This is a genomic window from Metabacillus herbersteinensis, assembly GCF_042433335.1.
GTDB classification, from domain to species: domain Bacteria; phylum Bacillota; class Bacilli; order Bacillales; family Bacillaceae; genus Metabacillus; species Metabacillus herbersteinensis.
Genome location: NZ_JBHLVO010000008.1, coordinates 1 through 26513, shown reverse-complemented (window position 1 = coordinate 26513; position 26513 = coordinate 1). Strand labels below are relative to the sequence as shown.

Here is a 26513-nt window from a genome sequence, read left to right as displayed (position 1 = left end):
TATCCTAACATGAATAGAAGAGGAAATATAGACTGAATATTAGTGAAAATAATGCAAGTCAATTAGAAATGAAAAAACGGCATAATTTTTTAAGGGACATGCATAAAATAATTAATATAATAGGATGGGGGACGGTGCTGGGTATGGAAAATAACTCAAAGATTGGAAACGTTGGTATTGCAGTATTTTTAGTTATTTTTATTGGAATATTGGCATTTCTTGAATCACCTCAAATGCTGGAAAAAGAAGACATATCTGCAAGCTTTCCTGTTGTTGCTTCTGAGACAGATACGCCTGTTAGTGATGAAACTGAGGAAGAAAAAGTAATTTCTTCACATATTCCGATATTGGAGTCGAGGCTAGTAGATCGGACAGAGGTAGATGGGTATATCGTTGAGACTTTTCAGGAATATGAAGTCTACAAGAATGAAAATGGCGAGGTGTTAGAAAGCGTTGCAACGGAGAACTTTGATTATATAAGATATAAGAAATAGAGTAAATTTGGAAAAAAGGGTTATGTAAGAGGAGATGACCCTTAAGTTAACTCCTTTTTTCCAGTATCCCTTGGCTAGTAGCATTTGTTAAACATTAGCCTTCTATTTAGAATCGCCTTATGCCTGTTGGGGCTGACCAAGGCGCCCCGCGCTTTTGTTCTTTATTTAATGGTAAGTTTGTAAAGAAAAGAGGGAGTGGAATTTCCACCTCCCTCAATTTCTTTTAAATTTCTTCCCTAATATCTTTCGCAATTTCCTGGAGGTTCTCAGGTGTATACTCTTCTGCATGTGACTTCCACACTGCTCCAAAACCGTCTCCTTTTCCGTAGCGTGGAAGAAGATGAAGGTGATAATGAAAAACAGCTTGTCCAGCACTTTCACCGTTATTATTTAAGATATTCATCCCAACTGGACTTAACTTCTTTTTGATTCCGTTGGCTATCTTAGGCACTACTTCAAAGAGTTTTTCCGCAACTTCCGGTGTTAATTCAAAGATGTTTTCTTGATGGACTTTAGGGATTACAAGAGTGTGCCCTCTTGTTACTTGGCTGATATCTAAAAACGCTAATACATGTTCATTTTCAAATACCTTAGCACTTGGAATTTCTCCATTAACAATTTTACAAAAAATACAGTCACTCATGATTGTCATCCTTTCTGCATAACTTTATAAATAGAACGAGCATATCTGTAGTAATAACATTATGTAATATCCGTATTTTACCATAGTTGAACATAATAAAAAACAGGGTAGATCGAATGATCACCCTGTTCCTGAGGAAGGGAATACTGCCTTCATATATTGGAAACGTCTTTTACATTCATCTCAAGCGTGTGAGAGATGAATGTTAGCGTAAATGTGCATCACCATTGTTCAAAACGACCATCCCCTAGTTAAGAAATATTAGCTAAAAACCAATATAGGCTTAACAACGAAAAGAATTGTCTTTGACGAACACCTCATCTACAAAATGATTAAACCTACCGCTGCGATTACAATAAGTAACGGCCCGCAGACACCTCATTTCGTAAGTGTACTTAAATGGATAACAACTTTACTGACAAAATTCCATAAAGTGAAAAGCTAGACTGTCTTTGACGAACACCTCATTTTAAGGTTTTTGAAAAGAACAACCTTTCCCTTCCTCAATAATTATGATATCCACTTATCAAATGTTTATGTAATGTAAATCAAAAGTTCCTGAAAAAGTTTTGGGTTTGTAAAGTAGGAGGAGACGAAATTGAGAAATCGCTGATTTGTGTGTAAATGTTTCATGTCAGTTAAAACTAGTGCAAAAAGGACAAAGACAGTTCTTTTTGATAAAATAAAGAAAACGGTTGGAAAGGGAAACGGACATGACACTGCTAAAAGTAGACCAATTAACAGGTGGATATACAAGAAATCCTGTTTTAAAAGATGTTTCATTAGAAGTAAAAAAATCACAAATTGTTGGTTTGATTGGGCTAAATGGTGCTGGTAAAAGTACAACAATTAAGCATGTTATCGGTTTGATGGAGCCACATAAAGGCTCAATTGCCATCAATAATCGTACGTTTGCAGAGGATCCCGAAGCCTATCGTTCACAGTTTAGTTTTATTCCAGAAACGCCAATTCTTTATGAAGAATTAACGCTTTACGAGCATTTAGAATTAACGGCAATGGCTTATGGCATCGAAAAAGATACCTTCGAGGCACGTCTTCAAATACTGTTAAAAGAATTTCGAATGGAAAAGCGTCTTAAATGGTTTCCCGCTCACTTTTCAAAGGGCATGAAGCAAAAGGTTATGATTATGTGTGCGTTTCTTGTAGAGCCTGCACTATATATTATTGATGAGCCTTTTGTTGGGTTAGATCCTTTAGCAATTAATGCGTTGCTTGAATTAATGAATAAAGCTAAGCAGCAGGGTTCAGGGATATTAATGTCCACACATATTTTAGCAACAGCTGAACGGTATTGTGATGCGTTTATCATTTTACATAATGGCAAGGTACGAGCAGAGGGTACTTTAGCTCAATTACGTGAACAATTTAACATGAGAGATGCGACTCTAGACGATTTATATATTCAGTTAACAAAGGAAGAACAAGATGAAGAGCATTGAGGGAATTTGGCAAAGTAGACTCAATCATCATATTACTGAATTAAGATCCTATCTCAAATACATGTTAAATGACCATTTACTGTTTGTGTTCATTTTCCTATCAGCAGGAGGAGCGCTTGCATATCAAGACTGGTTAGAAAATATGCCTGAAAATTTTCCTGCAATTTTTATAATGACAGCTGTTTTTACAATTCTGTTATTAGGCTCTAGTGTAAGAACATTGTTAAAAGAACCAGATGTTGTTTTTCTACTTCCGATGGAAAAAAAGATGAGTACGTATTTTAAACAAGCTTTTGTTTATAGTTTTTTTAGTCAAATGTTTGTAATAGTTGTCATGATAATTGTCTTTGCACCATTATATTTCAAAGTAAGCGATGCAACGGGATCAACACTCCTACTATGTTTAATACTTTTGCTCCTTATAAAAGCATGGAATTTAACGGTGAGCTGGAGGCTTTCATTTTATACAGACTCACTCGTAAAGAAAACAGATTTAGCGGTTCGATTCGCACTAAACTTTATTGCGATTTTTTTCACTCTTTCAGAAGCTTATCTTTTTGCAGGAGTGGTTTTTGTGATCATGGTTCTCTACCTCGCATATTTTACAAAAGCGGTTACGGGAAAAGGAGTAAAGTGGGAAGAACTAATTGATCAAGAAGCAAGAAAAAAACAATTTTTTTATCAGTTAGCCAACTTATTTACTGATGTGCCAAAACTTAAAAAGTCCGCAAAGAGACGCAGGTATCTAGATTGGTGGCTACGTTTTGGACGATATGGCTCTGAGCATGTGTATTCCTATTTATTCAGTAGAGCATTTCTTCGTTCCGGTGATTACCTTGGTATTTTTGTAAGGTTAACAGTAATCGGGGGTGTCATCACATACTATACAGCAGATAATACGTATGGAAGCCTAGCGGTAGGGTTGTTGGTTATTTTTTTAACTGGGATTCAATTAATGAGTCTTATGAAGCATTACGATTTATTAGAGCTTCCAACTCTTTACCCTAAAGGTGAACAACAGAAATTAATGCAATTCCTACTGTTGATCCAAAAGCTACTCGTTACTCAAGCTGTTCTGTTGTCACTTGTATTATTAATGACGATGAATGTACAAGGATTTGTCATTACATTGGCAGTTAACCTCGCTTTTGCCCTGCTTTTTGTGGTGATTTATATGAAAAAGCGGCTAAGTAACAGTAAAGGAAGTTGAAATATGACCTATGAAAAAGATATGGCTGAAGAAGTTATTCGTTGGAAAAGGCACTTAGTTCGACGCCCATCACTTTTTGAGAGAACGTCGAAAAAAGCACAAAATAAACTCAATGGATTGATTCCAGAAAAAGTTCATACGGTTATGACAGAAAGCATCAAGAAAATGGTCCAAGCAACACTAGTTGGTTCAAACATTACAACGTTCAAAAAAGATATTGTTCATCTTTCATTAGAGGAAAGAGAAAAACTTGTTAAAGAGTCCATAAAAACATTTCAAAAAACGGCAGCTGTTGAGGGCGCGGGTACTGGAGCTGGAGGGATCTTTCTTGGGTTAGCCGATTTCCCTTTGCTGTTAAGCATTAAGATGAAGTTTTTATTCGAAGCGGCTAATCTCTACGGTTACGACACGAAGGAGTATGAAGAAAGACTATTTCTACTGTATGTTTTTCAATTAGCCTTCTCAAGTGAAGAACACCGGGAGAGTCTTTTAGAGTTGATTGAGAACTGGGACGAACGTAAAGACGAGTTAAAGGAAATGGATTGGCGTGTTTTTCAGCAGGAGTATCGGGATTATATCGATTTAGTTAAGATGTTGCAACTGATGCCAGGAATTGGAGCGGTTGTTGGAGGTATTGCTAATTATAAATTGCTTCAACACTTAGGCGAGTGTGCAATGAACGCCTATCGTATAAGGAAATTAAAAGAGATAGACTGATGTTTTATAATCAGTTACATCTCTTTTTTTATCGTTGCATCCTGCAGGCCTCTGTATGAGATCAAGGAAAAACATAGCCTCGGTAATAGTCAAACTAGTCACTTGCGTCATTCATTAGAAAGGTTGCGTGATTCTCTTTCCCTTTCAGTTCAATTCTGGTATTATAAATCGCTTATATTCAATTCCTTATCCTCTAGTTTGTTTTTTCTTCGTAATTTTCTTTTTTATCATTACGATGACAACCAATAAAAAAGGAATGACCATAAATAAAGGTATAAAGAGTATGTATGGTACAATGTCAAGGCCAATTTTAATATGTTCTACATAATTGTCGGCCATTAAAATTGCCATGACTATTACGGCTATAGCCATTATGGGAATAGAGAACTTAGTCAGATTTGGCTTTTTAACAAGACTAGAAAACCCTTCAACAGCCCCGCAGAAAAAGACAGTAATTTTAAAAAATCCTCCAATTATCAATAGAATAAGGGCGATAGGATCAAGCCGTTGAAAAACTTCTCCAATATTGACTTTTCCTACACTTTCCAATAAGGGAAATGTAATTTTCGTGACAAAAAAAGGACCAAAAACGCTGATCATAATGGTAGTAATAGAGGTTAAAAGAATGCCACTAAAGATAATTGCTGAAAAACCTGCAGTAATTACCTGCTTTTTATGATTTAAATAGGGAAAAAAAATTGCAAATACGATTGTTTCTCCGAATGGAAAAGATACTATCGTAGGGAATGCAGCTTGAAATACAGGCTTCCATCCAGATTCAAGAACTGGTTGTAAGTTTTCAACTTTAGGTAGTCCGCTGATAAATATAAATAGTAAAAACAGAAACCCGAAAAATAAAACCCAAGGGAAAAAAATTTCAGCAGTTCTAGCAATGACCTCAAACCCTAAGTAACAACCAAAACTGATTGCAAGCATCATCATTATAGCTACTGCCAATATTGGTGTTTCATATAATACGTTTGTCAATAAGAGATCACATAAATCTCTTAAAACCCTTGCTGCAATGTATAGGAAAAGGCAAATATATACAGTAGCAAGAATTCTTCCAATAAATTTTCCTACTATTTTTTCGAGATAATTTGTTAACGGCAAGGTTGGATATTGTGTGTATAGATAAACATATAGAGAGAATAAGACTATTCCTCCTGTCATCCCCAATAAAATTGCTATCCAAGCATCCTGTTTCGCTTCCAAGCCTAATCCAACCACCACGGCACTTCCAAGTTCAAATAAAACCATTAAGACAAAAAGTTGAATCGGTTGTATCTTGCTTTGGACCAATGTAAGTACCCCCCCTTTTTAAATACTTTGATGAATAAGGTTTAAAGTTGTTTAGATGCTTTGGAAGCAGACTTTTTTTTTCTAATTTTCCCAATGACTAATAATAACAAGGGCAGAAAAAAACATATGGTTAAGGAATAAGGTGTCCACGTTTTAAGAATAAAGTTTTGCAAATGTACAATATCCGGATGTGCAATGATGGAAAAGGTAATGATTAAAAATGCTAACGGATAAAGCAGAATTTGATAATTTTTTAGTCCAAATAATTGAGCTAGTCCAAGTGATAGCACATAATAGAAAATAGTCAGCTTAAAATACATTGTAAAAAACCAAATGATTGCCACAATGACTTCGATCCGTTCTATAAAATCTGCAAGTCTTATTTTTTTCCCTAATATATAGGAAGGATAGGCATGTCTTGAGGTAAAGTCAGAACCCAATATTAACGTACTGAAAGTAATTAGAATAGTTATGATGATACCACCGATTATTGTTCCTTTATAAAATGCATTTTTTATTTTTGCTTTTTCAGTAACATACGGTGTGATCATTAAAAATACAATAAGCTCCAAATAAGGGAGTCCTAAATTGCTAAAAGAGCCCTTCATAATTGGTTTTATGCCTTCTCCAAAAATAGGTTGTATATTCTCAAATTTGATTTCAGGGATTAGTAAAAAAAATAACATGAAAAGCAGTATTATGATCCAAGGGAAAAATATCACTGCAGTACGGCAGATGACTTCTATTCCTAACCGTACACCGATTAAGCTCACGAACAAGAACATGATCATAATCATTTGGATCGGTGTTTCAACCATTACTTGAGTAGTTAAAAAATCCCCAATTTCCCTAAGTAAAGCAGCACAAAGGTGATAAACATAAAAAAGATATAGAAGCGCTGTTATTTTGCCAATCCATTTTCCAAATAGTTTTTCATTACATTCAACATAAGTCATAGATGGATAAAGGGAGGCTAATTGATTATAGATGAATATAAAAAGCAAACCGATTATAATCGTTAAGACAGAAGCAATCCAGGCATCCTGCTTAGCTAACGTTGCAAGTAAAGAAGGTGCAACAAGTATCGAACTTCCTACAGTAATTGTGATTACGATTATTTGAAATTCACCGGCAGTAATTTTCCCCTTCTCGAGCATAATTTGTGAGTCGCCTCCCTAAGACAGAATCCGTTCGAAGAAAGAAGTTACAGGACTATAAATTTTCGTTATCATATCTAAAGGAGTTGGAATGGAAACATCTTTGATTAATAGAATACTCAAAACGAGACCAGGTGTAAGCAACAGGAAATAGACAATGATTTCTCTCCAATATTTCTTTTTCACAAGGGGAGGTATTTCAAACAAAGAAATGATAGACCCGGTAAACAAAATTCCGATTATTGCCCACATAGATCATTACTCCTCGATTTCTTTTTGAAAGGATTCTGTAATGGTACCTAAACGACGAATTTTTGCTTTCACTTTAACGGATACTTCCAAACTTTCAAATTCTTGATCCCAATTTGTTTCAATTCGTTTCCAAGCTTTAGGATCAGTTCGATGAATCACTTCTCCAAAGCCGAAGATATCACTTTGATAATCCTCCTGTACTTTTTTTATCACTGCTTCTATTTCATCTTTAATCTCATTTTTGTATTTATCTTCTATTTCTTTGATTGTTTCCTCTTTAGATAAATCAACTTTGCACTGAACATCACCGACATTTCCTTCTGAAGAGACATTAATCTCAATTTTAGGTTTTCCTTTTTCCATTTTTCCCTTGACTTTTGTTTTAGAGCGAATCGTTTCAATCGAAATTTTCCCGTCTTCACAGGGCACATTGACGATTGTACTGGACACATTATCTGTTGCATAGTTAAAGCCTTTGCTTTCATTTGTATTTAACCAACCTACAAGTTTATCACTTTTAAATACTCCAATAGAGTCGATTCTTAAACCAGTTTCTGGGGAAACATCTTGTACATTTTTGAAGTTACTACCAGTTTCAGGATCGCCATATAGGTAAATTCCCGTTAGAATAGGTTCTTTCCCTTTGCTGACAATGCTGCTGATTAACTCATCCAAACTAACGGTCTTTGTCGGTGCCCAGTTTTTCTCTGAATTTTCTAATGCGTCAAAAAGTTTATTTGCCGGCACTTTCTCAAGAGCAGTTTGGACATTTAGAATATCGGAAGCGGTAGACCCCTTTGCAACAGTAATATAGAAATCAGTACGCATTTCATGATCCCGGGAAAGAATATCAAGGACTTTTCCAATTCCTTCACTGGCAAGTTCCTCTCCAATTACAACTTCCCGAAGATGGGCTACATATATTTTTCTAGGTGAATCAGTTGATATTTTTCTTATAGCTTCAAAAACTGTGTCCCCGCTTTTCATAAATCTTACAACTTCCGTGCGGCCAGTACTGCCTTTCCCGGCAATTTCGCCGGGATTAAGGATTTGGACGGAAACAAGATATCCATCCTCCGTTTTATCAATACCTAAGGCAGTGGCAATTGCGAGTTCATTGAGCTCTTTTCTGCTCCAGCAGCCGGTTAAAATATTGATCATTAATAGGAACATAAAGAAAAAGCTTATTGTTTTTTTCATCTTAATACCTCTCGGATAAGACTTCCATTTTAACTAGATGGTTTTGGAGAAGGTGTGTCTTCTCTGTCTGTGTCTTTTTGATTGATCAAGCGAGGCCGAGAAAACAATGACCAATGCGGCATTCGAATAATGTTGTCTTTTTGATCCTGTAGAATAAATGGTGCGTTTGGAGCTAAATAGGGTATTCCAAAAGATCTTAAACTGTTAAGATGAAGGACCATCACGATTAGTCCTAAAATAATCCCAAATAATCCAAACGTAGCAGCAAGAAACATAAACAAGAAACGAAGGATCCGAATCGCAATGGACATATTAAACGATGGAAACACAAAGCTGCAGATTGCTGTTAAGGAAACGATGATGACCATAGTCGCGGTAACAATTCCAGCTTCAACTGCCGCTTGTCCTATAACTAATGCACCAACAATAGAAATAGATGAACCTATTGCTCTAGGCATTCTTACCCCTGCTTCACGCAAGATTTCAAAGGTTAACTCCATCATCATCGCCTCGACAATAGCGGGAAATGGAACGCCTTCTCGTTGCGAGGCCAGACTTATAAGCAGTTGTGTTGGCAGCATTTCCTGATGAAACGTTGTGACTGCTATAAAGGCTGACGGAGTCAGCAAGGAAAGGAACAAAGCTAAATACCGGAGTAAACGAATTAATGTTGCAATGTCAGCCCGTTGATAGTAATCTTCACTTGATTGGAAAAAATGGACAAAAAGAGCGGGAACGACAAGAACAAATGGTGTTCCGTCAACAAGAATTGCTATTCTTCCTTCTAAAATTGCGGCAGCTACAGAATCAGGACGTTCAGTATTATATACAGTTGGAAATGGAGTAAATACCTCATCTTGTATGAGCTCTTCAATATAGCCGCTTTCAAGAATCGCATCTATGTTGATTCGATTTAATCGACTTTGTACTTCTGTTACCGTTTTTTCATTGACAACCCCTTTTAAGTACATAATAGCGACGTCTGTTTGTGTCTTTTTTCCAATTTGTTTTGTTTCAAGCCACAAGTTGGGATCTTTAATTCTACGGCGTATTAAAGCTGTATTCGTCCGCAGAGTTTCTGAAAATCCATCTTTTGGTCCTCTTACAACAGTTTGCGAGGAAGGCTCCTGCACACCTCGATCGGCCCAACCTCTTGAACTGAGAGCAATTCCCTTTGGAAAACCATCAATCAAAATGATTGTATCTCCTGATAATACATGTAAAAAAAGTTTTTGAAATTCACTTATTTCCTCAATATCTCCTACAGGAAGAGAGTGTGATTTTATCACATCAAACATATTGATTGTATTTACAACATTGGAGTCTAAGTCCGCATTTCGAATTTCAACCATAAGAGTTTCAAGGATAAAATCTTGAATAAAGGCTTTGTCAGATAATCCATCAGTATAAATAATGCCTAAATTAATTTCTCCATTTTTACCGGCTTGAAAATCCCTTACGACAATGTCTGAACTATTTCCCAACGTTTTCTTTATATGCTCTATATTGTATTTAAGTTCTGAAGAGATGAGGTTTATTTGTTGTTTCAGTGTTTGGTCTAGGGATTTATTTTTATATTGATCTTGAGTATACTTTTTACTCTGGCTAGGTTTTGGATTTTCCCTCTGATTTTGATTTGCAGATTGCTCTTTGGATTTTTCAGCCTGTTTATCTTTTAATAATTTCTGTAAAGGTATAGGGATTCGGGTTTTCAATGCCAACCTCCTAAAAATCATACTAACTTTACATACTTTTCCACAATAGATGGTAATTTATCCATTTAAGCTAAAATAATGTAAAAAATGAGTACCCCTAGAATGCATCCATGCTGGATGCAAAAAAATAAGCTACTTAAAATAAGCAGCTTATTATCTATTCATTGTTCAATTTGATCCACAGTGCTATCTTATTACTAATTCGAGGCATCAGTTCAGCAGGAATATTGGTATTGTATAGACTTAGTAAAGATGTTGCAAATGATACCAGGGAACCATAGCGGGGGTATTGCAAATTACAAGTTGCTGGTGCATCTAGGTAAGTATGCAATGAATGCTTACCGATTAAGAAAACTAAAAGAGATGGGCTGATTTTTGTCAGTCGCATCTCTTTTTTTGGTCATTGTTTAGACATTTAGCTCAGCTTTGGTTAGGTCTTTATGCTCTTGGTATTGAATAACAGCTGAACAAAGAGTTTTCGCTGCGATTAATAGAGCTTTTTCATCAATATCAAATTTAGGATGATGATGTGGATAGACGTTTTCTGGTTGAGCAGGCATTGCACCTGTGTAAAAGAATGTTCCTTTTATGTGTTGTAAGTAGTATGCAAAGTCCTCTCCGCCCATTTGAAGAGGGCTTTCTTCAACTTCATATACTCCTGGGACATCAGTTGCAATCCGTACTAGAAAGTTTGTTTCATCGGGATGGTTAACAACCGCAGGATAACCACGGTAATAGTCAAACTGGTAGCCAGCGTCGTTCATTAAACATGTGGCATGAATAATCCGTTCTAGATCAGCTTCAATCTGTGTTCGGACATCGTCATTAAATGTTCGAACAGTGCCAATTAACTTGGCAGAATCAGCAATGACGTTAAATGCATTATCAGCTACAAATGATCCTATCGAGACAACTGCTGATTGAACGGGGTCGACTTTACGGCTAACAATTTGCTGAACATTTGTGACGAGCTGTGCACCTATAACAATTGCATCCTTTGTTTTATGGGGCTGTGCACCATGGCCACCCTTACCTTGAATCGTAACTTCAAAGCGATCAGCTGCCGCCATAATTGGTCCAACTCGGTACTGAATCTTTCCAACCGGCTCATTTGCCCATAAGTGTGTTCCGAAAATCACATCAACATTTTCTAGGCAGCCATCTTCAATCATCGATTTAGCTCCACCTGGTGCATACTCCTCAGCATGCTGGTGAATCAGGACGACATCACCCTGTAGCAGCTCTCGATTCTCATGGAGAACCTTAGCAAGCACCAATAATGTGGCGGTATGGCCATCATGTCCGCAAGCATGCATCACACCAGGAACCTTTGATTTATAAGGAACATTTTTTTCATCTTGAATTGGTAAGGCATCAAAATCTGCACGAAGAGCAACTGTTTTGCCGGGATGTCCTCCTTTTATTGTCGCAACAACTCCGTTTCCACCCACATTCGAACGAACAGAGACACCAAGCTGATTGTAATAATCAACAATATATCCGGCGGTTTTTACTTCTTGAAAAGAAACCTCAGGATGCATGTGTAAATATCTTCTGATTTCCACCATTTCAGGAAAAAGTGCATCAAGTTCAGACCACAAAACCTCGGACATATATCGTTCCTCCTCTAAAAAATACTTTTAAAAAACATATGTAAGTATCTCTGAATGTATTAAACTATTAATGAAATAGGTTGTTTTGATTGTAGTCAAAATTGTTTAAAATTTCAAGTAATTATATAGGTAGGAGGAAGATACTTTGAAAAGGCTTATCATCAGCGGGAGTTCATTTTTCGTGGTCATTGCCCTTATTATTTCGCTACATACTTCTTTCATAGCAAAGCTTGATCAAATGATTGGAGCATTCTTTCAATCGATTAAACAACCAACAATTCTCTTGTTTTTAGAAGCAGTAGGTACTTTAGGTTCGACCGTTGGTATTATTATTGGTTTGCTCGTTTCTATGGTCATTGTGTTTATTATCTTTAAAAAGCCGTTGCCTTCTGTCATCTTATTTATTGGGGTTATCGTAGGAAACGTTCTTAACAAATTTTTAAAAGAAGTTACAGAAAAGGAACGTCCAATTGTGCCAGGACATCTTAATGAAGGCTTTAGCTTTCCAAGTGGCCATGTCATGGTTGGGACGGTGCTTTATGGTTTATTTGTATACTTTCTTCTTTTAAAGGTTAGATCTCAGGGCGAAGCGTTTGGTGATTAACCTCCTCTTCGTATTTATCTTAGCAGTTATAGGAATTAGCCGCTTAGTTGAAGGGGCCCATTATTCAACAGATGTTATCGGTGGCTTTATGTGTGGAATCATCTTGTTGTTCGGCATGCAATTTTTATATGAGTTTATTAACGAGAAGTGGTTGGAGAGAAGTAGTAAACGGAATGTTTCATTGTAAGGTAATTAGGAAGAAGTATGGAGGAAACCGGTAAATATTTAATAGTCGTGTAACTCAGATTCAAGGTAATAGAGAAATCGCCTCACTTCTACTGCGGACATGCAGAGTAGTGAGGCGATTTTTTATTGGGAAATTCAAGTCGAATTATGTGGATTATTGTCAGAGATCGATATATTGTGATACTTTATCGATATATATGGAAACTTGATTGATATAATTAAATACTTGATCGATACATTCGATAAAAGTGGAAAACTCTATCTCTTAAATCAAAAACATCGCAACAATCGTCGTGACAACTAAGCCAATTCCAACGGGAATTAAATTGCGTCTTGCAAGTTCAAATGGATCAACCCCACAAATCGCAGCAGCTGGTATTAATGCCCATGGAACAAGCGTACCACCACCAACCCAAATCGCTGCGATTTGACCTAATGCGGTTAGGGTAGCGGCTCCTGCACCAATTGCAGTGGCGAATAATTGAGCGATAGATCCTGCAAGTGAAATACCAGAAAACCCTGATCCATCGAGTCCTGTTACAATACCTACACTTGTTAATGTAATCGCACCAACCTCAGGAGTTAAAGGAACAACTGTAGCCAATGCTAACCCAAGATCGTTGACAATTCCCTGAGATTCAGAAGGTAAGAAGTCACCAACAATCTTCTGAAATCCTGCATCACCTAAATAGAAAAAAGCTGCAATTGGGATCACTGGACCAAACACTCTAAATCCAAATTGAAAACCTTCAATTAAATAAGCAGTCGTTTTTTCTAAGCCTTTTTTCTTGTGAGAAAAGCAAGTAATGACAATTAGAATAATGATTGAGGTTCCGCCAATTAACGCAGTGGCGTCCCCACCTTGTAAATTGAGAGAATACATGATCCAAACATCAAGCAGGAAAATTAGAGGAATAAGGAAAGCAAACCATTTCTTCGAAGTGTTAGATAAGAGGTCTTTCTTTTTTTCTTGAAGTGGTGAGGATGTGGTTGATAGCACAGGAAATGGTTTATTTGCTTTCATATCTCTCATTAAAAAAATGTAAGCGACAATCGTTGTGACAGCCCCCATAACGAAAACCAATGGAATGCTAGCTTGAATAACCTCACCAACAGGAATTCCTGCTGCATCTGCTGTTAGTTTTGGTGCAGCCTGAATAATAAAGTCTCCGGATAAAGCAATTCCATGTCCAAATAAGTTCATACTCATGGCAACGCCTAATGCAGGCAGTCCAGCACGAATAGCCACTGGTAACAACACTGCGCCAATTAAAGCAACAGCAGGCGAAGGCCAGAAAAACCAAGAAATGAACATCATCACAAAGCCTATTGTCCAATAGGCAAGCGTTGGGGTGCGGATAATCTTAGAAAATGGTGAAATCATCACTTCATTCACACCTGAAATGGTGAGGATTTTACTCATGGCAACAATGATTGAAATCACAAGAATTGTCGGCATGAGTTCTGTTACGGCAAAAATAAAGCTATTAAAAAGACTACTAACAGACTCACTTAGTGAGAAGCTCGCAGCGAGAGAAATTGCAAAAATCCCTACGATTGAAACAATTGTTGTGTCACGTCGAAACAACATAAAACCGACAATTCCAAAGATAAATAAAACATAGGTCCAATGAATAAACGTTAGCTCTACCCCATTTTCATCACTCCCCGGCATTAGCCTATATAACTTCATATAGGGTATGTTGGAAAGGGTGATAATGTGATGAAATGGTTCAGAATTACTAGTACTATGAACTAAAGCGCCCACATAATAAGGAGTGCGGGTATTTTACCTCCCAAAATTGTAGAAGTACGGTGTCATTTCCAAGGAAATATTGTCATATTTACAATAGGTTTGTCCGAATAAGGAGCCAGCACCTAGCTGGCTTTCCCAATCTACTCTATATCCACACTATAATATGTCGTAACATAAGAAGGACGTGGGAAAATTGACTTTTGATCAACTCCGTCAGAGGTGCCTCTTTTTTTGTGTGCCTGATTGTATGCTTGGGATTGCTGCCAATCCTTAAAGTATTGTTCAGTATCCCAAAATGTTAAAATAATATATGTGTCGCTGTTTGCTGGTCGTAAAACCCGAATTGACGCGAATCCTGGTTCCTTTTCTATTAACTTCGCTCTTTCCTTAAAGCGAGTCTCAAATAATGGTCGACCCTCGTCGGAAACAGGAATATTATTCAAAACAGCAAACCCGTTTTTAGGTAAACCACCAGTAGAATCTATAACTTCATAACGTTTTGGTTCTTTAAATATTGAATTGTCTTCTGTTTCGTGAAAAAGAATCCCAGTGTCGTTATTACTCATGAGTAGCAGCTGCTCATTTGGGTGACGAGTAACGGTCTTATGCAAATAATCAACAGTACCAAAGGTCATATAGAAATTCATTTGCTTCCACCTCATTTTTTCTTCATTATATATTCAAATTCAACTCTTTTCCAATTTTAAAAGTATTACACATATACATGCCTATTATTAACAATACTAAGCTAAGGTTATAAAATATTTTATACATATATAAAAGGGGTGGTGAAATGAAGAAAAAACTACTTTATTCTGTCATTATTCTTTCACTAACTATTGTGGTGGCAATCAGTGGCTATATGTTTATTATTTTTATGGGCAATTATGTAATCGACGAAGAAAAATTAGTGATGAATTCAGCTTCAAAACTCGTTGATGAAGAAGGGAATGACCTTACGAGGTTGTATTTAGAGAATCGAGAGCTTGTTTCAATAGAGACCATTCCAACACATGTTCAAGAAGCATTCATCGCAGTTGAAGATCAGCGGTTTTATGATCATCATGGAATAGATGCAAAGGCTATTGCTAGGGCTCTATATCGAGATATTTTAGCAGGAGGAAAGGTGGAGGGTGGAAGTACAATCACTCAACAGCTTGCTAAAAATATTTTTCTAACAAATGATAAAACGCTTTTGAGAAAAACAAAGGAAGCAATCATTGCCATTAATTTAGAAGATAGATATACAAAACCCAAATTACTTGAGATGTATTTAAATCATGTCTACTTTGGACATGGAGCATATGGAGTACAAGCTGCTTCAAATTTTTATTTCAACAAAGATGTATCAGAGCTGACTCTTGAAGAAGGGGCTCTTTTAGCGGCCCTACCTAAGGCGCCAACAACTTATTCTCCCATAAACAATCCTGAAAAAAGTAAGCAACGAAGAGATTTAGTTATTAGCTTAATGGGCGATCAGGCGTTCATTTCCTATGAAGAAGTGATAAGAACACAAGGGAAAACGTTAAGCTTAAATATAAAAGAACAGCAAGAAAATTATTGGTTAGCAACTTATGTTGACATGGTGTTTGATGAAGCAAAGGAGCGTTATTCACTCTCAAATGAAGAGTTATTACGTGGGGGATATACGATTACAGTCCCACTAAATAGAGAAGTTCAAAAAACTGCCTTTGACTTATTCAAAGAAAATAATTATTTTCCGGGAACAGACGAAGGCGCACAAGGTGCATTTGTGTTAATGGACAACGAAACAGGTGGGGTTTTAGCTGCAATTGGAGGGAGAGACTATGTTCCTAAAGGATTGAATCGTTTAAATACGATAAGACAACCCGGATCGACTTTTAAACCTCTTGCAGTATATGGACCATCACTAGAAGAAAAAAAGTTCCAACCTTATTCTCTGCTTGTGGATGAGGCTTTATCTTATGGAGATTATTCTCCTAAAAATTATGATGGAAAGTATTCTGGAAAAGTGTCGATGTTTGATGCCGTTGTTGCTTCTAAAAATGCACCAGCTGTGTGGGCGTTAAATGAGCTAGGTGTTGATAAAAGCAAGGAATACTTAAGTAAGATAGGTATGGAAATCGATGATGAAGGGCTAGCTATTGCCTTGGGAGGACTAGAGAATGGAGTGGCTCCTTTACAAATTGCAAATGCCTACCGGACGTTTGCACAAAACGGAAACTATAGCGAGCCTTATCTCATTCAAAAAATCGTGAATCGCGATAACAAAGTAATTGCAGAAGTAAAGGAAGCGAACAAACAAATATATTCACCTCAAACAGCTTGGAACATGACGAGAATGCTTCAACATGTTGTTGAAGATGGCACGGCGCAATCAGGTGAATTTACGGGAGAATTAGCTGGTAAGACTGGAACGACCTCGTTTACAGGGAAAAGTGGAGCATCAAAGGATGCCTGGTTTGTAGGCTATACACCAAAGGTCGTAGGCACGGTCTGGATGGGGTATGACAAAACAGATGAAAAGCATCATCTTGTCCATGGTAGCTCTTATCCGACAAAACTCTTTAAAGAAATTTTGACTAAGTCTCAAGTATCCCAAAACCTTGCGTTTCAAGTTCCAGATGGAATTAATGATCTCGAAAGCCCCATTCGATTGAAGGATATTGAACGTATAGAGGCAAAATTTACATTTCAACCCTTTGGATTAATCACCGTTATGCTTAACTGGGAGCCTCAAGAAGATGACCGAGTCGTTTACAGAATTTACGAAAACGACCGTGGCACCGGGAAGCTGGTTGGTACTGTTACAGGAGAAGGTTCATATGAAATTCCATACGCAAATGTTTTTTCGGATTCAGTGTACCAAGTTGTTCCTTATAATGTTCAAACAAAACAGGAAGGCAAGGGCACAAGTCCCGTTAAGCCGAGTTTGTTTTCATCAAATCCCTAATTAAATTAAGACGAATTTTCGACATATTATGAGCGTATCTATACAACCCAATACCAAAACGTTATATTGATAATGACAGGATTAATCGGATAGCGAAATAAAAAAGGTGACTCTATACTTAAGATTACGACTTTAATAACTCAGCTTATGTTTTTAATAAGTGAAGTTGGCGAGATCAGAAACGTACGTATATGTCACCCGAATGTCTTGGCTTACAAAGAAATGGGCCTAGACTTTACATAGAAAGGTGGATTTTTTTTAATGGAAGAACCAAGAGTTATAAATGATACTTTTTTAAAAGCATGTCGTGGGGAAAAAACGGAGCATGTACCAGTTTGGTATATGAGACAAGCGGGACGTTCACAGCCTGAATATCGGAAAATAAAAGAGCAATATAGCTTGTTCGAAATTACTCATCAGCCTGAGCTTTGTGCGTATGTAACAAGGCTGCCAGTAGAGCAGTATGACGTAGATGCGGCGATTCTTTACAAAGATATTATGACTCCCCTGCCTGCAATTGGTGTAGATGTTGAAATCAAATCAGGAATAGGTCCGGTTATTGATGACCCGATCCGTTCGCTTTTGGATGTTGAAAAGCTTGGGGAGTTAAATCCTGAACAAGACATTCCATACGTACTAGATACAATAAAGCTATTAACAACCGAACAATTAAACGTTCCGTTAATTGGTTTTACAGGGGCACCTTTTACGTTAGCAAGCTATATGATTGAAGGCGGTCCATCGAAAAACTACAACAAGACAAAAGCGTTTATGTATGCTGAGCCTAAAGCATGGTTTGCACTTATGGACAAGCTTGCCACAATGTGTGTGACATACGTTAAATCGCAAATTAAAGCGGGTGTAAAAGCCGTCCAAGTGTTTGATTCATGGGTAGGAGCATTAAATGTAGCTGATTATCGCTATTACATAAAACCAACAATGGAGCGGATCTTTAGTGAACTTCGCGATGAAAATGTTCCGTTAATCATGTTTGGTGTAGGAGCTAGTCATTTAGCAAAAGAGTGGCATGATCTTCCGTTAGATGTAGTTGGTTTAGATTGGAGACTGCCCGTTGCAGAAGCAAGATCAATGGGACTTACAAAAACACTGCAGGGAAATCTAGATCCAGCAATTCTACTTGCTCCATGGGAAGTTATTGAAAGTAGAGCAAAGGAAATTTTAGATCAAGGCATGAAACAGGACGGCTATGTGTTCAACTTGGGACATGGTGTATTTCCATCAGTCAATCCAGAAATCCTTAAAAAATTGACAAGCTTTGTTCATGACTATTCCAAGCAGGTAGAGCAGGTGTAGAGCATTCAATTTGGAATTCTTGCGTCACTCATGTCAAAATAAGACCTTGAAGATAAAACAAGAGGTGAAAAAAGCATGTCAAAGAAAAAAATCGGCCTTCTGGTAATGGCTTATGGTACTCCTTATAAAGAAGAAGATATTGAACGTTATTACACACATATTCGTCACGGTCGAAAACCAGCGCCCGAAATGCTAAAAGATTTACAAGATCGCTATGAAGCAATTGGAGGGATTTCTCCACTTGCAAAAATCACATTAGACCAAGCAAAATCACTTGAAGAGCATTTAAATACCCTTCAAGATGAAGTGGAATTTAAAATGTATTTAGGTTTAAAGCATATCGAACCCTTTGTAGAAGATGCAGTAAAGCAAATGCATCAAGATGGAATTGAGGAGGCTGTCAGTATCGTACTGGCACCACATTTCTCTACCTTTAGTGTAAAGTCTTACAACGGACGAGCAAAAGAAGAGGCTGGAAAATTAGGCGCACCAACCATTACTTCTGTTGAAAGCTGGTATACAGAGGCTAAATTTATAAGCTATTGGTCAGATCGAGTAAAAGAAACGTTTGATAAAATGGAAGCATCTGAGCGGGAGAAGGCTGTGTTAGTTGTCTCTGCACATAGCTTACCTGAAAAAATAATCTCCCAAGGTGATCCATATCCACAGCAACTTCAAGAAACTGCGGACTTAATTGCAGAGGCTGCTGGAGTTGAGAACTATGTCATTGGCTGGCAAAGTGCGGGGAATACACCTGAACCTTGGTTAGGACCTGATGTTCAAGACTTAACACGCGATCTTTATGAACAAAAGGGTTTTAGATCCTTCGTGTATACACCCGTTGGCTTTGTAGCCGATCATCTTGAAGTTTTATTTGACAACGATTATGAATGTAAAGTTGTCACTGATGAAGTGGGCGCCAATTACTATCGTCCAGAAATGCCAAATGCACAACCAGAATTCATTGATTGTATGGCAACGGTTATTTTAAAACACTTAAAGCGTAACTGACCATTTGTTTATATGTTAGAATTTATTTTAAATTTAAAAGTAAGTTTGCGTTTCGTAAGTCCAGCTCCGACGCACAGGACGTGCTAGTGCGGTCAGTCCGACAGGACGTCGCGTCTTTGACTGCCAGCGCCTAGCCCCTCGAGGTCATAAGCCAATTATAAATTAAAGGAAGGCCACCTTTTATTTATAATTGTCTTATGCTTGTCGGGGCTGACCAAGGCGCTTGCGCTTTTTGTTTAAAACGTTAAAAAGAAGGCGATTTAATTGAGTACCAAGAAAAAAAAGGTTGTCATTATCGGCGGAGGGATTACAGGACTTTCTGCAGCCTTTTACTTGCAAAAAGAAATAATAGAAAAACAACTCTCAATTGAAATTACATTAATTGAAGCCAGCCCACGACTGGGTGGGAAAATTCAAACCATCCATCGTGATGGCTATGTGATTGAACGGGGACCTGACTCATTTTTAGAACGAAAAACAAGTGGTCCACAGCTAGTTAAAGATGTAGGGCTAAGTGATGAGCTCGTCAACAATGCGGTAGGTAGATCTTACGTGTTGGTGAAAGATCAGCTACATCCAATTCCAGCTGGGGCGGTAATGGGAATTCCAACGAAAATGAGTCCGTTTATTTCAACTGGTCTTTTTTCATTACCTGGGAAAATGAGAGCTGCAGCAGATTTTGTTTTACCTTCTAATAAAGTAACCGGCGACCAGTCACTTGGACAATTTTTCCGTAGACGCTTGGGTGATGAAGTCGTTGAGAATCTAATTGAGCCTTTATTATCTGGAATTTATGCAGGTGATATTGATAAACTTAGCCTTATGTCAACCTTTCCACAGTTTTACAAGGTGGAGCAAGAACATCGAAGCTTAATCCTAGGTATGCGAAAAACAACGCCATCAAATGCTGCGAAACATACACCAAGCAAAGGGATTTTTCAGACAGTAAAAGGTGGACTGCAGTCTTTAGTTGATGCGATCGAAAGCAAACTAGATCAAACGACGTTGATAAAAGGCACAAAGGTAGCCGATATTCACAAAATAGACAATCAATACGAGCTTAAATTAAGTAATGGAACTATTCAATTGGCAGATGCAGTCGTTATGACTACGCCACATTTTACAGTTCCGCAAATGCTCAACAATGAGCCTGAATTTGCTTACTTTAAAGAAATGCCGGCAACTTCAGTGGCAACGGTCGCAATGGCTTTTACAGAAGATGCAGTCAAAATGGACAAAGAAGGAACTGGCTTTGTCATATCTAGAAACGAAGATTACACGATGACAGCCTGTACATGGACACATAAGAAGTGGCCGCACTCGACCCCAAAAGGCAAAGTATTGCTTAGGGCTTATGTGGGAAAAGCGGGGCATGAAGCGATTGTTGAACAACCAGATGAAGAAATCATTCAAACCGTTTTACATGACTTAATGCAAAAAATGGAGATCACCGCAAAACCTGAATTCTCCTATGTCACCCGCTGGAAACAATCAATGCCGCAATACAATGTTGGACATATCGAAAAAATTAAGTCGATTCAAAAAACCTTAGATACACAGTACCCGGGTCTTTATTTAGCAGGATCTTCCTATGAGGGGATTGGCATACCCGATTGCATTGATCAAGGAAAACAGGCAGTACAAGAAGTATTGAAGCATATTGGTAAGTGAATCATGTTTTCAAAAAACTAAGTAACAATCAAGAATAGACTTTCATGAAGGAAGTTTTAAAGATAGTTTTTAACCATAAAAGAGACTGTTTTTGGAGTAGATCTTTATTGCTTCGAAAATTCAGTCTCTTTTTTTATTATTTTTGTATACTAATTTTCAGAACCTGTATATACAAATTAACTTGTATATACAGTTGTTAGATGGTTTTTTTCTTTCCTGCGATAATGGTAAGTAAAAATCTACTGAATTATCGAAAAATAACTGTTGAAAACCCTTACATTATTACATATAATTTGAAAGTGAGAACGATTTCATACTTTTATAGTAGGAGGTGCAAGCATTCGCAAGTAGGGAGGGAAACATTTGTCTACAATAGAAGATGTAGCAAGGTTGGCTGGACTTTCAAGAACAACCGTGTCTAGAGTCATCAATAATCATCCGTATGTTTCTGCAGGAAAGAAAAAACTAGTACAGGAAGCGATGGATATTTTGGGGTATGTGCCTAATTCATCGGCACGGAGTCTCCGAAACCAAAAAACTGATATTATTGCTGTTTTTATTCCAAGGGTGATGAACCCATTTTTCAGTCAATTTATTGAGTCATTTGAAAATGCCGCATCAGGTCAAAATTATCAACTAATTGTATGTCAAACTCAATATTCACAGGAGAAGGAACTGACCTATTTGAATCTATTAAAAACGAGACAAATAGACGGAGTGGTCATGGTTTCATTCGAAAACGATTGGGATGTAATAGAGCCCTTTTTAGAATATGGTCCTATTATTTTATGCAATGAAGTCGTTGAAAAAGCACAGGTTCCGATGATCTTTCTTGATCAACAATATGGAGGGTATATTGCGACAAAGCATTTAACTAGTCAAGGGCATAGTAAAATTGCTTATTGCTGCGGTGGTTACAGAAGCAGTGTTTCTATGGCAAGAGAACGCGGATTTAGACAAGCGTTAACTGAAGCAGGCGTACAATTTGAAGAACGCTATGCATTCCGAAACGCCTTTCATGTTGAAGATGGGAAACGAGTATTCAGAGAACTGAAAGAAATGACTTGCCCACCAACAGCTATTTTTACAGGTGGAGACGAAGTTGCAGCAGGTATGATCTCAGAAGCTAAAAAGTTTGGCTGGAATGTACCAGACGATTTGGCTGTTATCGGCTTTGATAACCAAGAAATCACAGAATTACTCGATCCGATGATTACGACAGTGTATCAACCAGTTGAAGAAATGGCTCATAAGGCATTGGAAGTAATGGTTCAACGAATTCAAAGTAAAAGGAATTACTCTCTCGAAAAGCACGAATTCCCTATGAAATTAGTGATTCGAGAATCTACTATTTCAAAAAAACTTGCAAATGTATAAGCACTAGGAATCGATTTCACAATGCTAGATTACCATTTTAGGGGGAAAATAGAATGATAAAAATGGGTAAATTTTTCGCGGTGTTCTTTGCTGCAGTATTACTACTTGCTGCATGCTCTGGTGGAGGTTCAACTACGAGTATCTCTTCCACAAACGAAGGGGAAGACAAAGAAGCAACAGAAGAAAAAACAGATGAAGTTGTAGAATTAGTTTTTGCAAGAGGGCAGGATTCCACTCAAGCTAGTGCAAAACTTGTAGAAGAGTTCAACAAAAATAATCCTAATATTCAAGTGAAACTAAAAGAAATGCCATCTGACACAGGTCAGCAGCATGATGCATATGTAACGATGCTAAATTCTGAATCAACTGAAATTGATGTCATGGATTTAGATGTTATCTGGCCAGCTGAGTTCGCACAAGCTGGATACTTATTAGAGCTTGATCGTTTTCTTGAAAAAGACGGTATTGATGTTAATGAATACAACCAAGGTGCACTTTCTGCTGCAAACTTCAATGGTAAGCAGTGGGCAATGCCTAAGTTCATCGACACAGGTATGCTTTTCTACCGTTCAGATATTATCTCTGCAGACGCAGTTCCGAAAACTTGGGAAGAGCTTTTAGCTGCTGCCAAAGAAAATAAGGGTAAAGAAGGAACGAAATTCGGTTACTTAATGCAAGCAAAGCAATATGAAGGTTTAGTATGTAATGCAGTTGAGTTTATTGCTGCTTACGGTGGTCAAATTTTAGATGAAACAGGTAAGGTTGCTGTAAACAGCCCAGAAACAATTAAAGGTCTTCAAATGTTAGTGGATATTGCAACTTCTGATGCAGTTCCTAGCAATATTACAACGTTTACTGAAGTAGAATCACACACAGCATTTATTGAAGGTCAATCACCGTTTATTCGTAACTGGCCTTATCAATGGAATTTAGCAAATGATGAAAACGAATCTAAAATTGTTGACAAAATTGGTGTAGCTCCACTTCCAGCTGGTGATGCAGGTTCAGGCGCAGCACTTGGTGGTTGGATGGCTGGAATTAACAAGTACTCTGAGCACAAAGAAGAAGCTTGGGAATTCGTTAAGTTCATGACAGGTCCAGAAGGTCAAAAAATCTCTGCAATCTATGGAGGATTAGCTCCAACGCTACCTTCAGTATTTGAAGATCAAGAAGTATTAGAGAAAAACCCATTCTTCGCTGAAGAAGGTTTCCAATCAGCTTTAGAAGCCGCAGTATCACGTCCAGTTGCTCCTAACTACCCAGAAGTTTCTGAAATCATCCAAATCAACGTTTCAAAAGCAATTGCTGGTGAGCAAACAGTTGAAGAAGCAGTTGTGAAAATGGAAGAAGAAATTAATGCAGTAATGCAGTAACAAAAACGCGACGTCCTGTCGCATTGACTGCACTAGCACGTCCTGTGCGTCGGAGCTGGAGTCAGAAACGCAATTTAAGTCAAAAAGTTTAGACTTACTTATGTAACAAGTAAAGAAAATAGCCTTCAGCTCTACCCTAGTTTCGGCTAGAGCTGAAGGCTATCCTTTTACCTGCAAAAGGAGGGAAATGCTTTGTCGAAACAAAAGAAACCTGAAAATTCAAGCAAAAGAAAAGAGCGGCGCTTAGCCTACATGCTTGTCGCCCCATCACTTATTTTAATCTTAGCAATCGCCATCTGGCCTGTTTTTCAATCCTTTTATTTTAGTCTTTTTGATTATCGTCTTAATGATCCAACCAAATCTGAGTTACATTTAGAGCATAGCTTAGATTTAGAAAAATACTTAAACAGCTATCCTTTTTTAATTAGTGCTCTTGAAAATGAACAAGCTGATGCTCCTGAAGACCTAAAAGGCTCACTTGAGAAAATTGTCGGTGAACTTGAGCAGGCAGATGGGGAAATTCAAAAAGATCATGGACAACGCTATACCGAAGTAAACGACATTTTAAACAATTATGAAGTCCCGAGTTCTGAATTAAGGTTGGTTGAGTTAGATGGAGAAACGGCAAATCAACTTGATGATACGTTAACTCTATTAAGCGACGAAGTAAACGAATTAGCAACAACTGCTGAATTTAAACAACAGGATAAAGTAACTGGACTTGCAAATGGACTAAGTGAATCAGTTATTAAACCAAATTTTATTGGCTTAGAACATTATCAAGAAAATATCAAAAGTAAACGAATGTGGTCTGCGATTTCAAATACAATGATTTTCACAGTGATTTCAGTTTCTGTGGAACTTGTTCTTGGATTAGCTATTGCGCTTTTAATAAATAAAGCCTTCTTTGGAAGAGGACTTGTACGCGCATCTATTTTAATTCCTTGGGCTATTCCCACTGCTGTATCCGCGTTAATGTGGAAGTTTTTATATGATGGCCAAAATGGAATTGTGGCAAAATATTTTGAAAACATAGGACTCGTCGAATCAATGGGGGATTTACTTACAACAAATGTTGGGGCAATGTTTGCGGTTATTTTCTCAGATGTGTGGAAAACAACACCCTACATGGCGTTGCTATTGCTAGCTGGTCTGCAAACAATTCCGAGCAGCTTATACGAAGCAGCATCCATCGATGGAGCTGGAAAATGGAAGCAATTTATTAACATTACACTTCCTTTAATTAAATCGAGCATTCTAGTGGCACTTTTATTTAGAACATTAGATGCATTCCGAGTTTTTGATTTAGTTTATGTTCTAACAGGTGGTGGGCCTGCTAACTCAACGGAAACGATTTCAATTCTCGCCTATAAAGTCATGTTCTCACAAACAAACTTCGGTGAAGGCTCTGCCCTTGCTGTTATTGTATTTATCTGTGTCGCAATCATTTCAGCCATCTTTATTAAGTTATTAGGTTCTGATTTACTATCTGACGGTGAAAAGAGATAGGAGGGTGAAAAAATGAATAAGAAAGCCGGACCAATGTTTTATGTATTTCTAGCTATATTTGTTTTTCTCGTCATGTTTCCATTTCTGTGGGTTCTGCTTGCATCAATTAAGCCAGCAACAGAGCTATTTGGTGATAAAGCATTTACTTGGATTACTGCGAATCCAACATTTGAAAATTATATTTCGGTATTTGTGAATCATCCATTTCTAAGATATCTATGGAACTCGACTGTCGTCGCGACAATTACAACCGTGTATACCGTTTTTGTTGCAGCATTTGCAGCCTATGCGATTGCAAGACTTCGATTTAGAGGTAAGGCGATTATATTAGGTACTGTTCTTTCGGTTTCAATGTTTCCGCAAATCGCAACAATATCGCCAATTTATATTTTCTTGAAGAATATCGGTTTAACAAATAGTTATTTAGGATTAATCATTCCTTATACAACATTTGCATTACCATTATCGATCTGGTTACTCGTCACCTTTTTCCGGAAAATTCCGTTTGACTTAGAGGAAGCTGCAAAAATCGATGGTGCGACGATGATGCAAACGTATTTTAAAGTCATTTTACCACTCGCATTACCGGGAATTTTCACAACGGCAATTCTTGTTTTCATTGCAGCCTGGAATGAGTTCCTCTTTGCTTTAACATTGAACACCGAAGAAGCGTACAAAACAGTTCCAGTTGGTATAGCTATGTTCCAAGGACAATTCACGATTCCTTGGGGAGAAATATCCGCTGCGACAGTTATCGTAACAGTTCCACTTGTGATTATGGTTTTAGTGTTCCAAAGAAGAATTGTTTCTGGCTTAACGTCAGGTTCGGTTAAAGAGTAAAAGGTGCCCCTATATTAATAGGGACACCTTACAGTTTGTAGACAAAAGGAGTTCGGAATGCCTCATTCCGAACTCCTTTTTGATTTTTTTATTGGATTTGAAGCAATTATAGAGAATAGTAGACCTCTCCGAGATCATCATTTAGGCCATTTTTGGACCTTGCCAAGTCCAGTT

23 protein-coding genes and 1 pseudogene are annotated in these 26513 nt (G+C 37.5%); 15 read left to right on the top strand and 9 right to left on the bottom strand.

Annotated features, from left to right (window positions below; genetic code table 11):
• Positions 1 to 68 precede the first annotated feature (68 nt).
• A complete protein-coding gene (locus tag ACFFIX_RS11455) occupies positions 69 to 494 on the top strand; it encodes a hypothetical protein (protein WP_378933984.1) in 426 nt (141 codons plus the stop codon).
• A 223-nt stretch (positions 495 to 717) separates the two neighbouring features.
• Here ACFFIX_RS11455 and ACFFIX_RS11450 read toward each other — a convergent pair whose 3' ends face one another.
• Positions 718 to 1137, bottom strand: coding sequence for an HIT family protein (locus ACFFIX_RS11450; protein WP_378933982.1), 420 nt, complete (start codon positions 1135 to 1137; stop codon positions 718 to 720).
• Positions 1138 to 1850: 713 nt separating this feature from the next.
• Here ACFFIX_RS11450 and ACFFIX_RS11445 point away from each other — a divergent pair.
• The 3 genes from ACFFIX_RS11445 to ACFFIX_RS11435 are packed head-to-tail and all read left to right on the top strand — an operon-like array spanning position 1851 to position 4524.
• On the top strand, positions 1851 to 2597 hold the full coding sequence (locus tag ACFFIX_RS11445; protein ID WP_378933980.1) for an ABC transporter ATP-binding protein: 747 nt from the start codon (positions 1851 to 1853) through the stop codon (positions 2595 to 2597).
• The gene (locus ACFFIX_RS11440) at positions 2584 to 3807 is read left to right on the top strand and encodes an ABC transporter permease (RefSeq protein WP_378933978.1); all 1224 of its coding nucleotides are present in this window, start codon (positions 2584 to 2586) and stop codon (positions 3805 to 3807) included. Before ACFFIX_RS11445 ends, ACFFIX_RS11440 begins: the two co-directional genes overlap by 14 nt.
• Positions 3808 to 3810: 3 nt before the next feature.
• Positions 3811 to 4524, top strand: a complete 714-nt coding sequence (locus ACFFIX_RS11435) for an EcsC family protein (RefSeq protein WP_378933976.1) — start codon at positions 3811 to 3813, stop codon at positions 4522 to 4524.
• A 186-nt stretch (positions 4525 to 4710) separates the two neighbouring features.
• Here the strand turns inward: ACFFIX_RS11435 and ACFFIX_RS11430 are convergent, their stop codons facing one another.
• From ACFFIX_RS11430 to ACFFIX_RS11410, 5 genes are read right to left on the bottom strand one after another with little or no spacing between them, the layout of a single operon-like run.
• The gene (locus ACFFIX_RS11430; protein WP_378933974.1) at positions 4711 to 5826 is read right to left on the bottom strand and encodes a GerAB/ArcD/ProY family transporter; all 1116 of its coding nucleotides are present in this window, start codon (positions 5824 to 5826) and stop codon (positions 4711 to 4713) included.
• 41 nt (positions 5827 to 5867) lie between these two features.
• Positions 5868 to 6983: a GerAB/ArcD/ProY family transporter gene (locus ACFFIX_RS11425; RefSeq protein ID WP_378933972.1), complete on the bottom strand. Its 1116-nt coding sequence runs from the start codon at positions 6981 to 6983 to the stop codon at positions 5868 to 5870.
• Between the two features lie 18 nt (positions 6984 to 7001).
• The gene (locus ACFFIX_RS11420; RefSeq protein ID WP_378933970.1) at positions 7002 to 7235 is read right to left on the bottom strand and encodes a hypothetical protein; all 234 of its coding nucleotides are present in this window, start codon (positions 7233 to 7235) and stop codon (positions 7002 to 7004) included.
• 6 nt (positions 7236 to 7241) lie between these two features.
• Positions 7242 to 8435 carry a Ger(x)C family spore germination protein gene (locus ACFFIX_RS11415; protein WP_378933968.1) on the bottom strand — a complete coding sequence of 398 codons (1194 nt, stop codon included), beginning with the start codon at positions 8433 to 8435 and terminating at the stop codon, positions 7242 to 7244.
• A gap of 29 nt (positions 8436 to 8464) precedes the next feature.
• Positions 8465 to 9985, bottom strand: a complete 1521-nt coding sequence (locus ACFFIX_RS11410; RefSeq protein WP_378934263.1) for a spore germination protein — start codon at positions 9983 to 9985, stop codon at positions 8465 to 8467.
• 387 nt (positions 9986 to 10372) lie between these two features.
• Between ACFFIX_RS11410 and ACFFIX_RS11405 the strand changes: the two are divergent.
• Positions 10373 to 10522: pseudogene (locus ACFFIX_RS11405) on the top strand (EcsC family protein); the annotation flags it as partial.
• Between the two features lie 35 nt (positions 10523 to 10557).
• Here the strand turns inward: ACFFIX_RS11405 and ACFFIX_RS11400 are convergent.
• Positions 10558 to 11763 carry a M20 family metallopeptidase gene (locus ACFFIX_RS11400; RefSeq protein ID WP_378933966.1) on the bottom strand — a complete coding sequence of 402 codons (1206 nt, stop codon included), beginning with the start codon at positions 11761 to 11763 and terminating at the stop codon, positions 10558 to 10560.
• A 145-nt stretch (positions 11764 to 11908) separates the two neighbouring features.
• Here ACFFIX_RS11400 and ACFFIX_RS11395 point away from each other — a divergent pair, with 145 nt between their 5' ends.
• Together ACFFIX_RS11395 and ACFFIX_RS11390 are read left to right on the top strand one after the other, a co-directional pair.
• Positions 11909 to 12367: a phosphatase PAP2 family protein gene (locus ACFFIX_RS11395; RefSeq protein ID WP_378933965.1), complete on the top strand. Its 459-nt coding sequence runs from the start codon at positions 11909 to 11911 to the stop codon at positions 12365 to 12367.
• The gene (locus ACFFIX_RS11390) at positions 12360 to 12554 is read left to right on the top strand and encodes a phosphatase PAP2 family protein (RefSeq protein ID WP_378934261.1); all 195 of its coding nucleotides are present in this window, start codon (positions 12360 to 12362) and stop codon (positions 12552 to 12554) included. Before ACFFIX_RS11395 ends, ACFFIX_RS11390 begins: the two co-directional genes overlap by 8 nt.
• A gap of 264 nt (positions 12555 to 12818) precedes the next feature.
• On the opposite strand, the gene ACFFIX_RS11385 is transcribed toward ACFFIX_RS11390, so the two are convergent.
• Together ACFFIX_RS11385 and ACFFIX_RS11380 are read right to left on the bottom strand one after the other, a co-directional pair.
• Positions 12819 to 14228 (bottom strand): hypothetical protein, encoded by a 1410-nt coding sequence (locus tag ACFFIX_RS11385; protein WP_378934259.1) that lies wholly within the window; start codon positions 14226 to 14228, stop codon positions 12819 to 12821.
• A gap of 221 nt (positions 14229 to 14449) precedes the next feature.
• Complete coding sequence (locus ACFFIX_RS11380) at positions 14450 to 14956, bottom strand: antibiotic biosynthesis monooxygenase family protein (RefSeq protein WP_378933963.1); 507 nt, start codon at positions 14954 to 14956, stop codon at positions 14450 to 14452.
• Between the two features lie 146 nt (positions 14957 to 15102).
• Between ACFFIX_RS11380 and ACFFIX_RS11375 the strand changes: the two genes are divergently transcribed.
• From ACFFIX_RS11375 to ACFFIX_RS11340, 8 genes are all read left to right on the top strand, one after another.
• Positions 15103 to 17244 (top strand): transglycosylase domain-containing protein, encoded by a 2142-nt coding sequence (locus tag ACFFIX_RS11375; RefSeq protein ID WP_378933961.1) that lies wholly within the window; start codon positions 15103 to 15105, stop codon positions 17242 to 17244.
• Between the two features lie 261 nt (positions 17245 to 17505).
• Complete coding sequence (gene hemE, locus ACFFIX_RS11370) at positions 17506 to 18558, top strand: uroporphyrinogen decarboxylase (protein ID WP_378933959.1); 1053 nt, start codon at positions 17506 to 17508, stop codon at positions 18556 to 18558.
• A 75-nt stretch (positions 18559 to 18633) separates the two neighbouring features.
• Positions 18634 to 19569 (top strand): ferrochelatase, encoded by a 936-nt coding sequence (hemH, locus tag ACFFIX_RS11365; protein ID WP_378933957.1) that lies wholly within the window; start codon positions 18634 to 18636, stop codon positions 19567 to 19569.
• A gap of 264 nt (positions 19570 to 19833) precedes the next feature.
• Entirely contained in the window at positions 19834 to 21240 is a 1407-nt protein-coding gene (gene hemY / locus ACFFIX_RS11360; RefSeq protein WP_378933955.1) for a protoporphyrinogen oxidase, read from the top strand.
• A gap of 363 nt (positions 21241 to 21603) precedes the next feature.
• A complete protein-coding gene (locus ACFFIX_RS11355; protein WP_378933953.1) occupies positions 21604 to 22617 on the top strand; it encodes a LacI family DNA-binding transcriptional regulator in 1014 nt (337 codons plus the stop codon).
• A 53-nt stretch (positions 22618 to 22670) separates the two neighbouring features.
• Positions 22671 to 23990, top strand: a complete 1320-nt coding sequence (locus tag ACFFIX_RS11350; protein WP_378933951.1) for an ABC transporter substrate-binding protein — start codon at positions 22671 to 22673, stop codon at positions 23988 to 23990.
• Between the two features lie 252 nt (positions 23991 to 24242).
• Positions 24243 to 25499 carry a carbohydrate ABC transporter permease gene (locus ACFFIX_RS11345; RefSeq protein WP_378934257.1) on the top strand — a complete coding sequence of 419 codons (1257 nt, stop codon included), beginning with the start codon at positions 24243 to 24245 and terminating at the stop codon, positions 25497 to 25499.
• A gap of 12 nt (positions 25500 to 25511) precedes the next feature.
• Complete coding sequence (locus ACFFIX_RS11340) at positions 25512 to 26339, top strand: carbohydrate ABC transporter permease (RefSeq protein ID WP_378933949.1); 828 nt, start codon at positions 25512 to 25514, stop codon at positions 26337 to 26339.
• Positions 26340 to 26513: the final 174 nt, after the last annotated feature.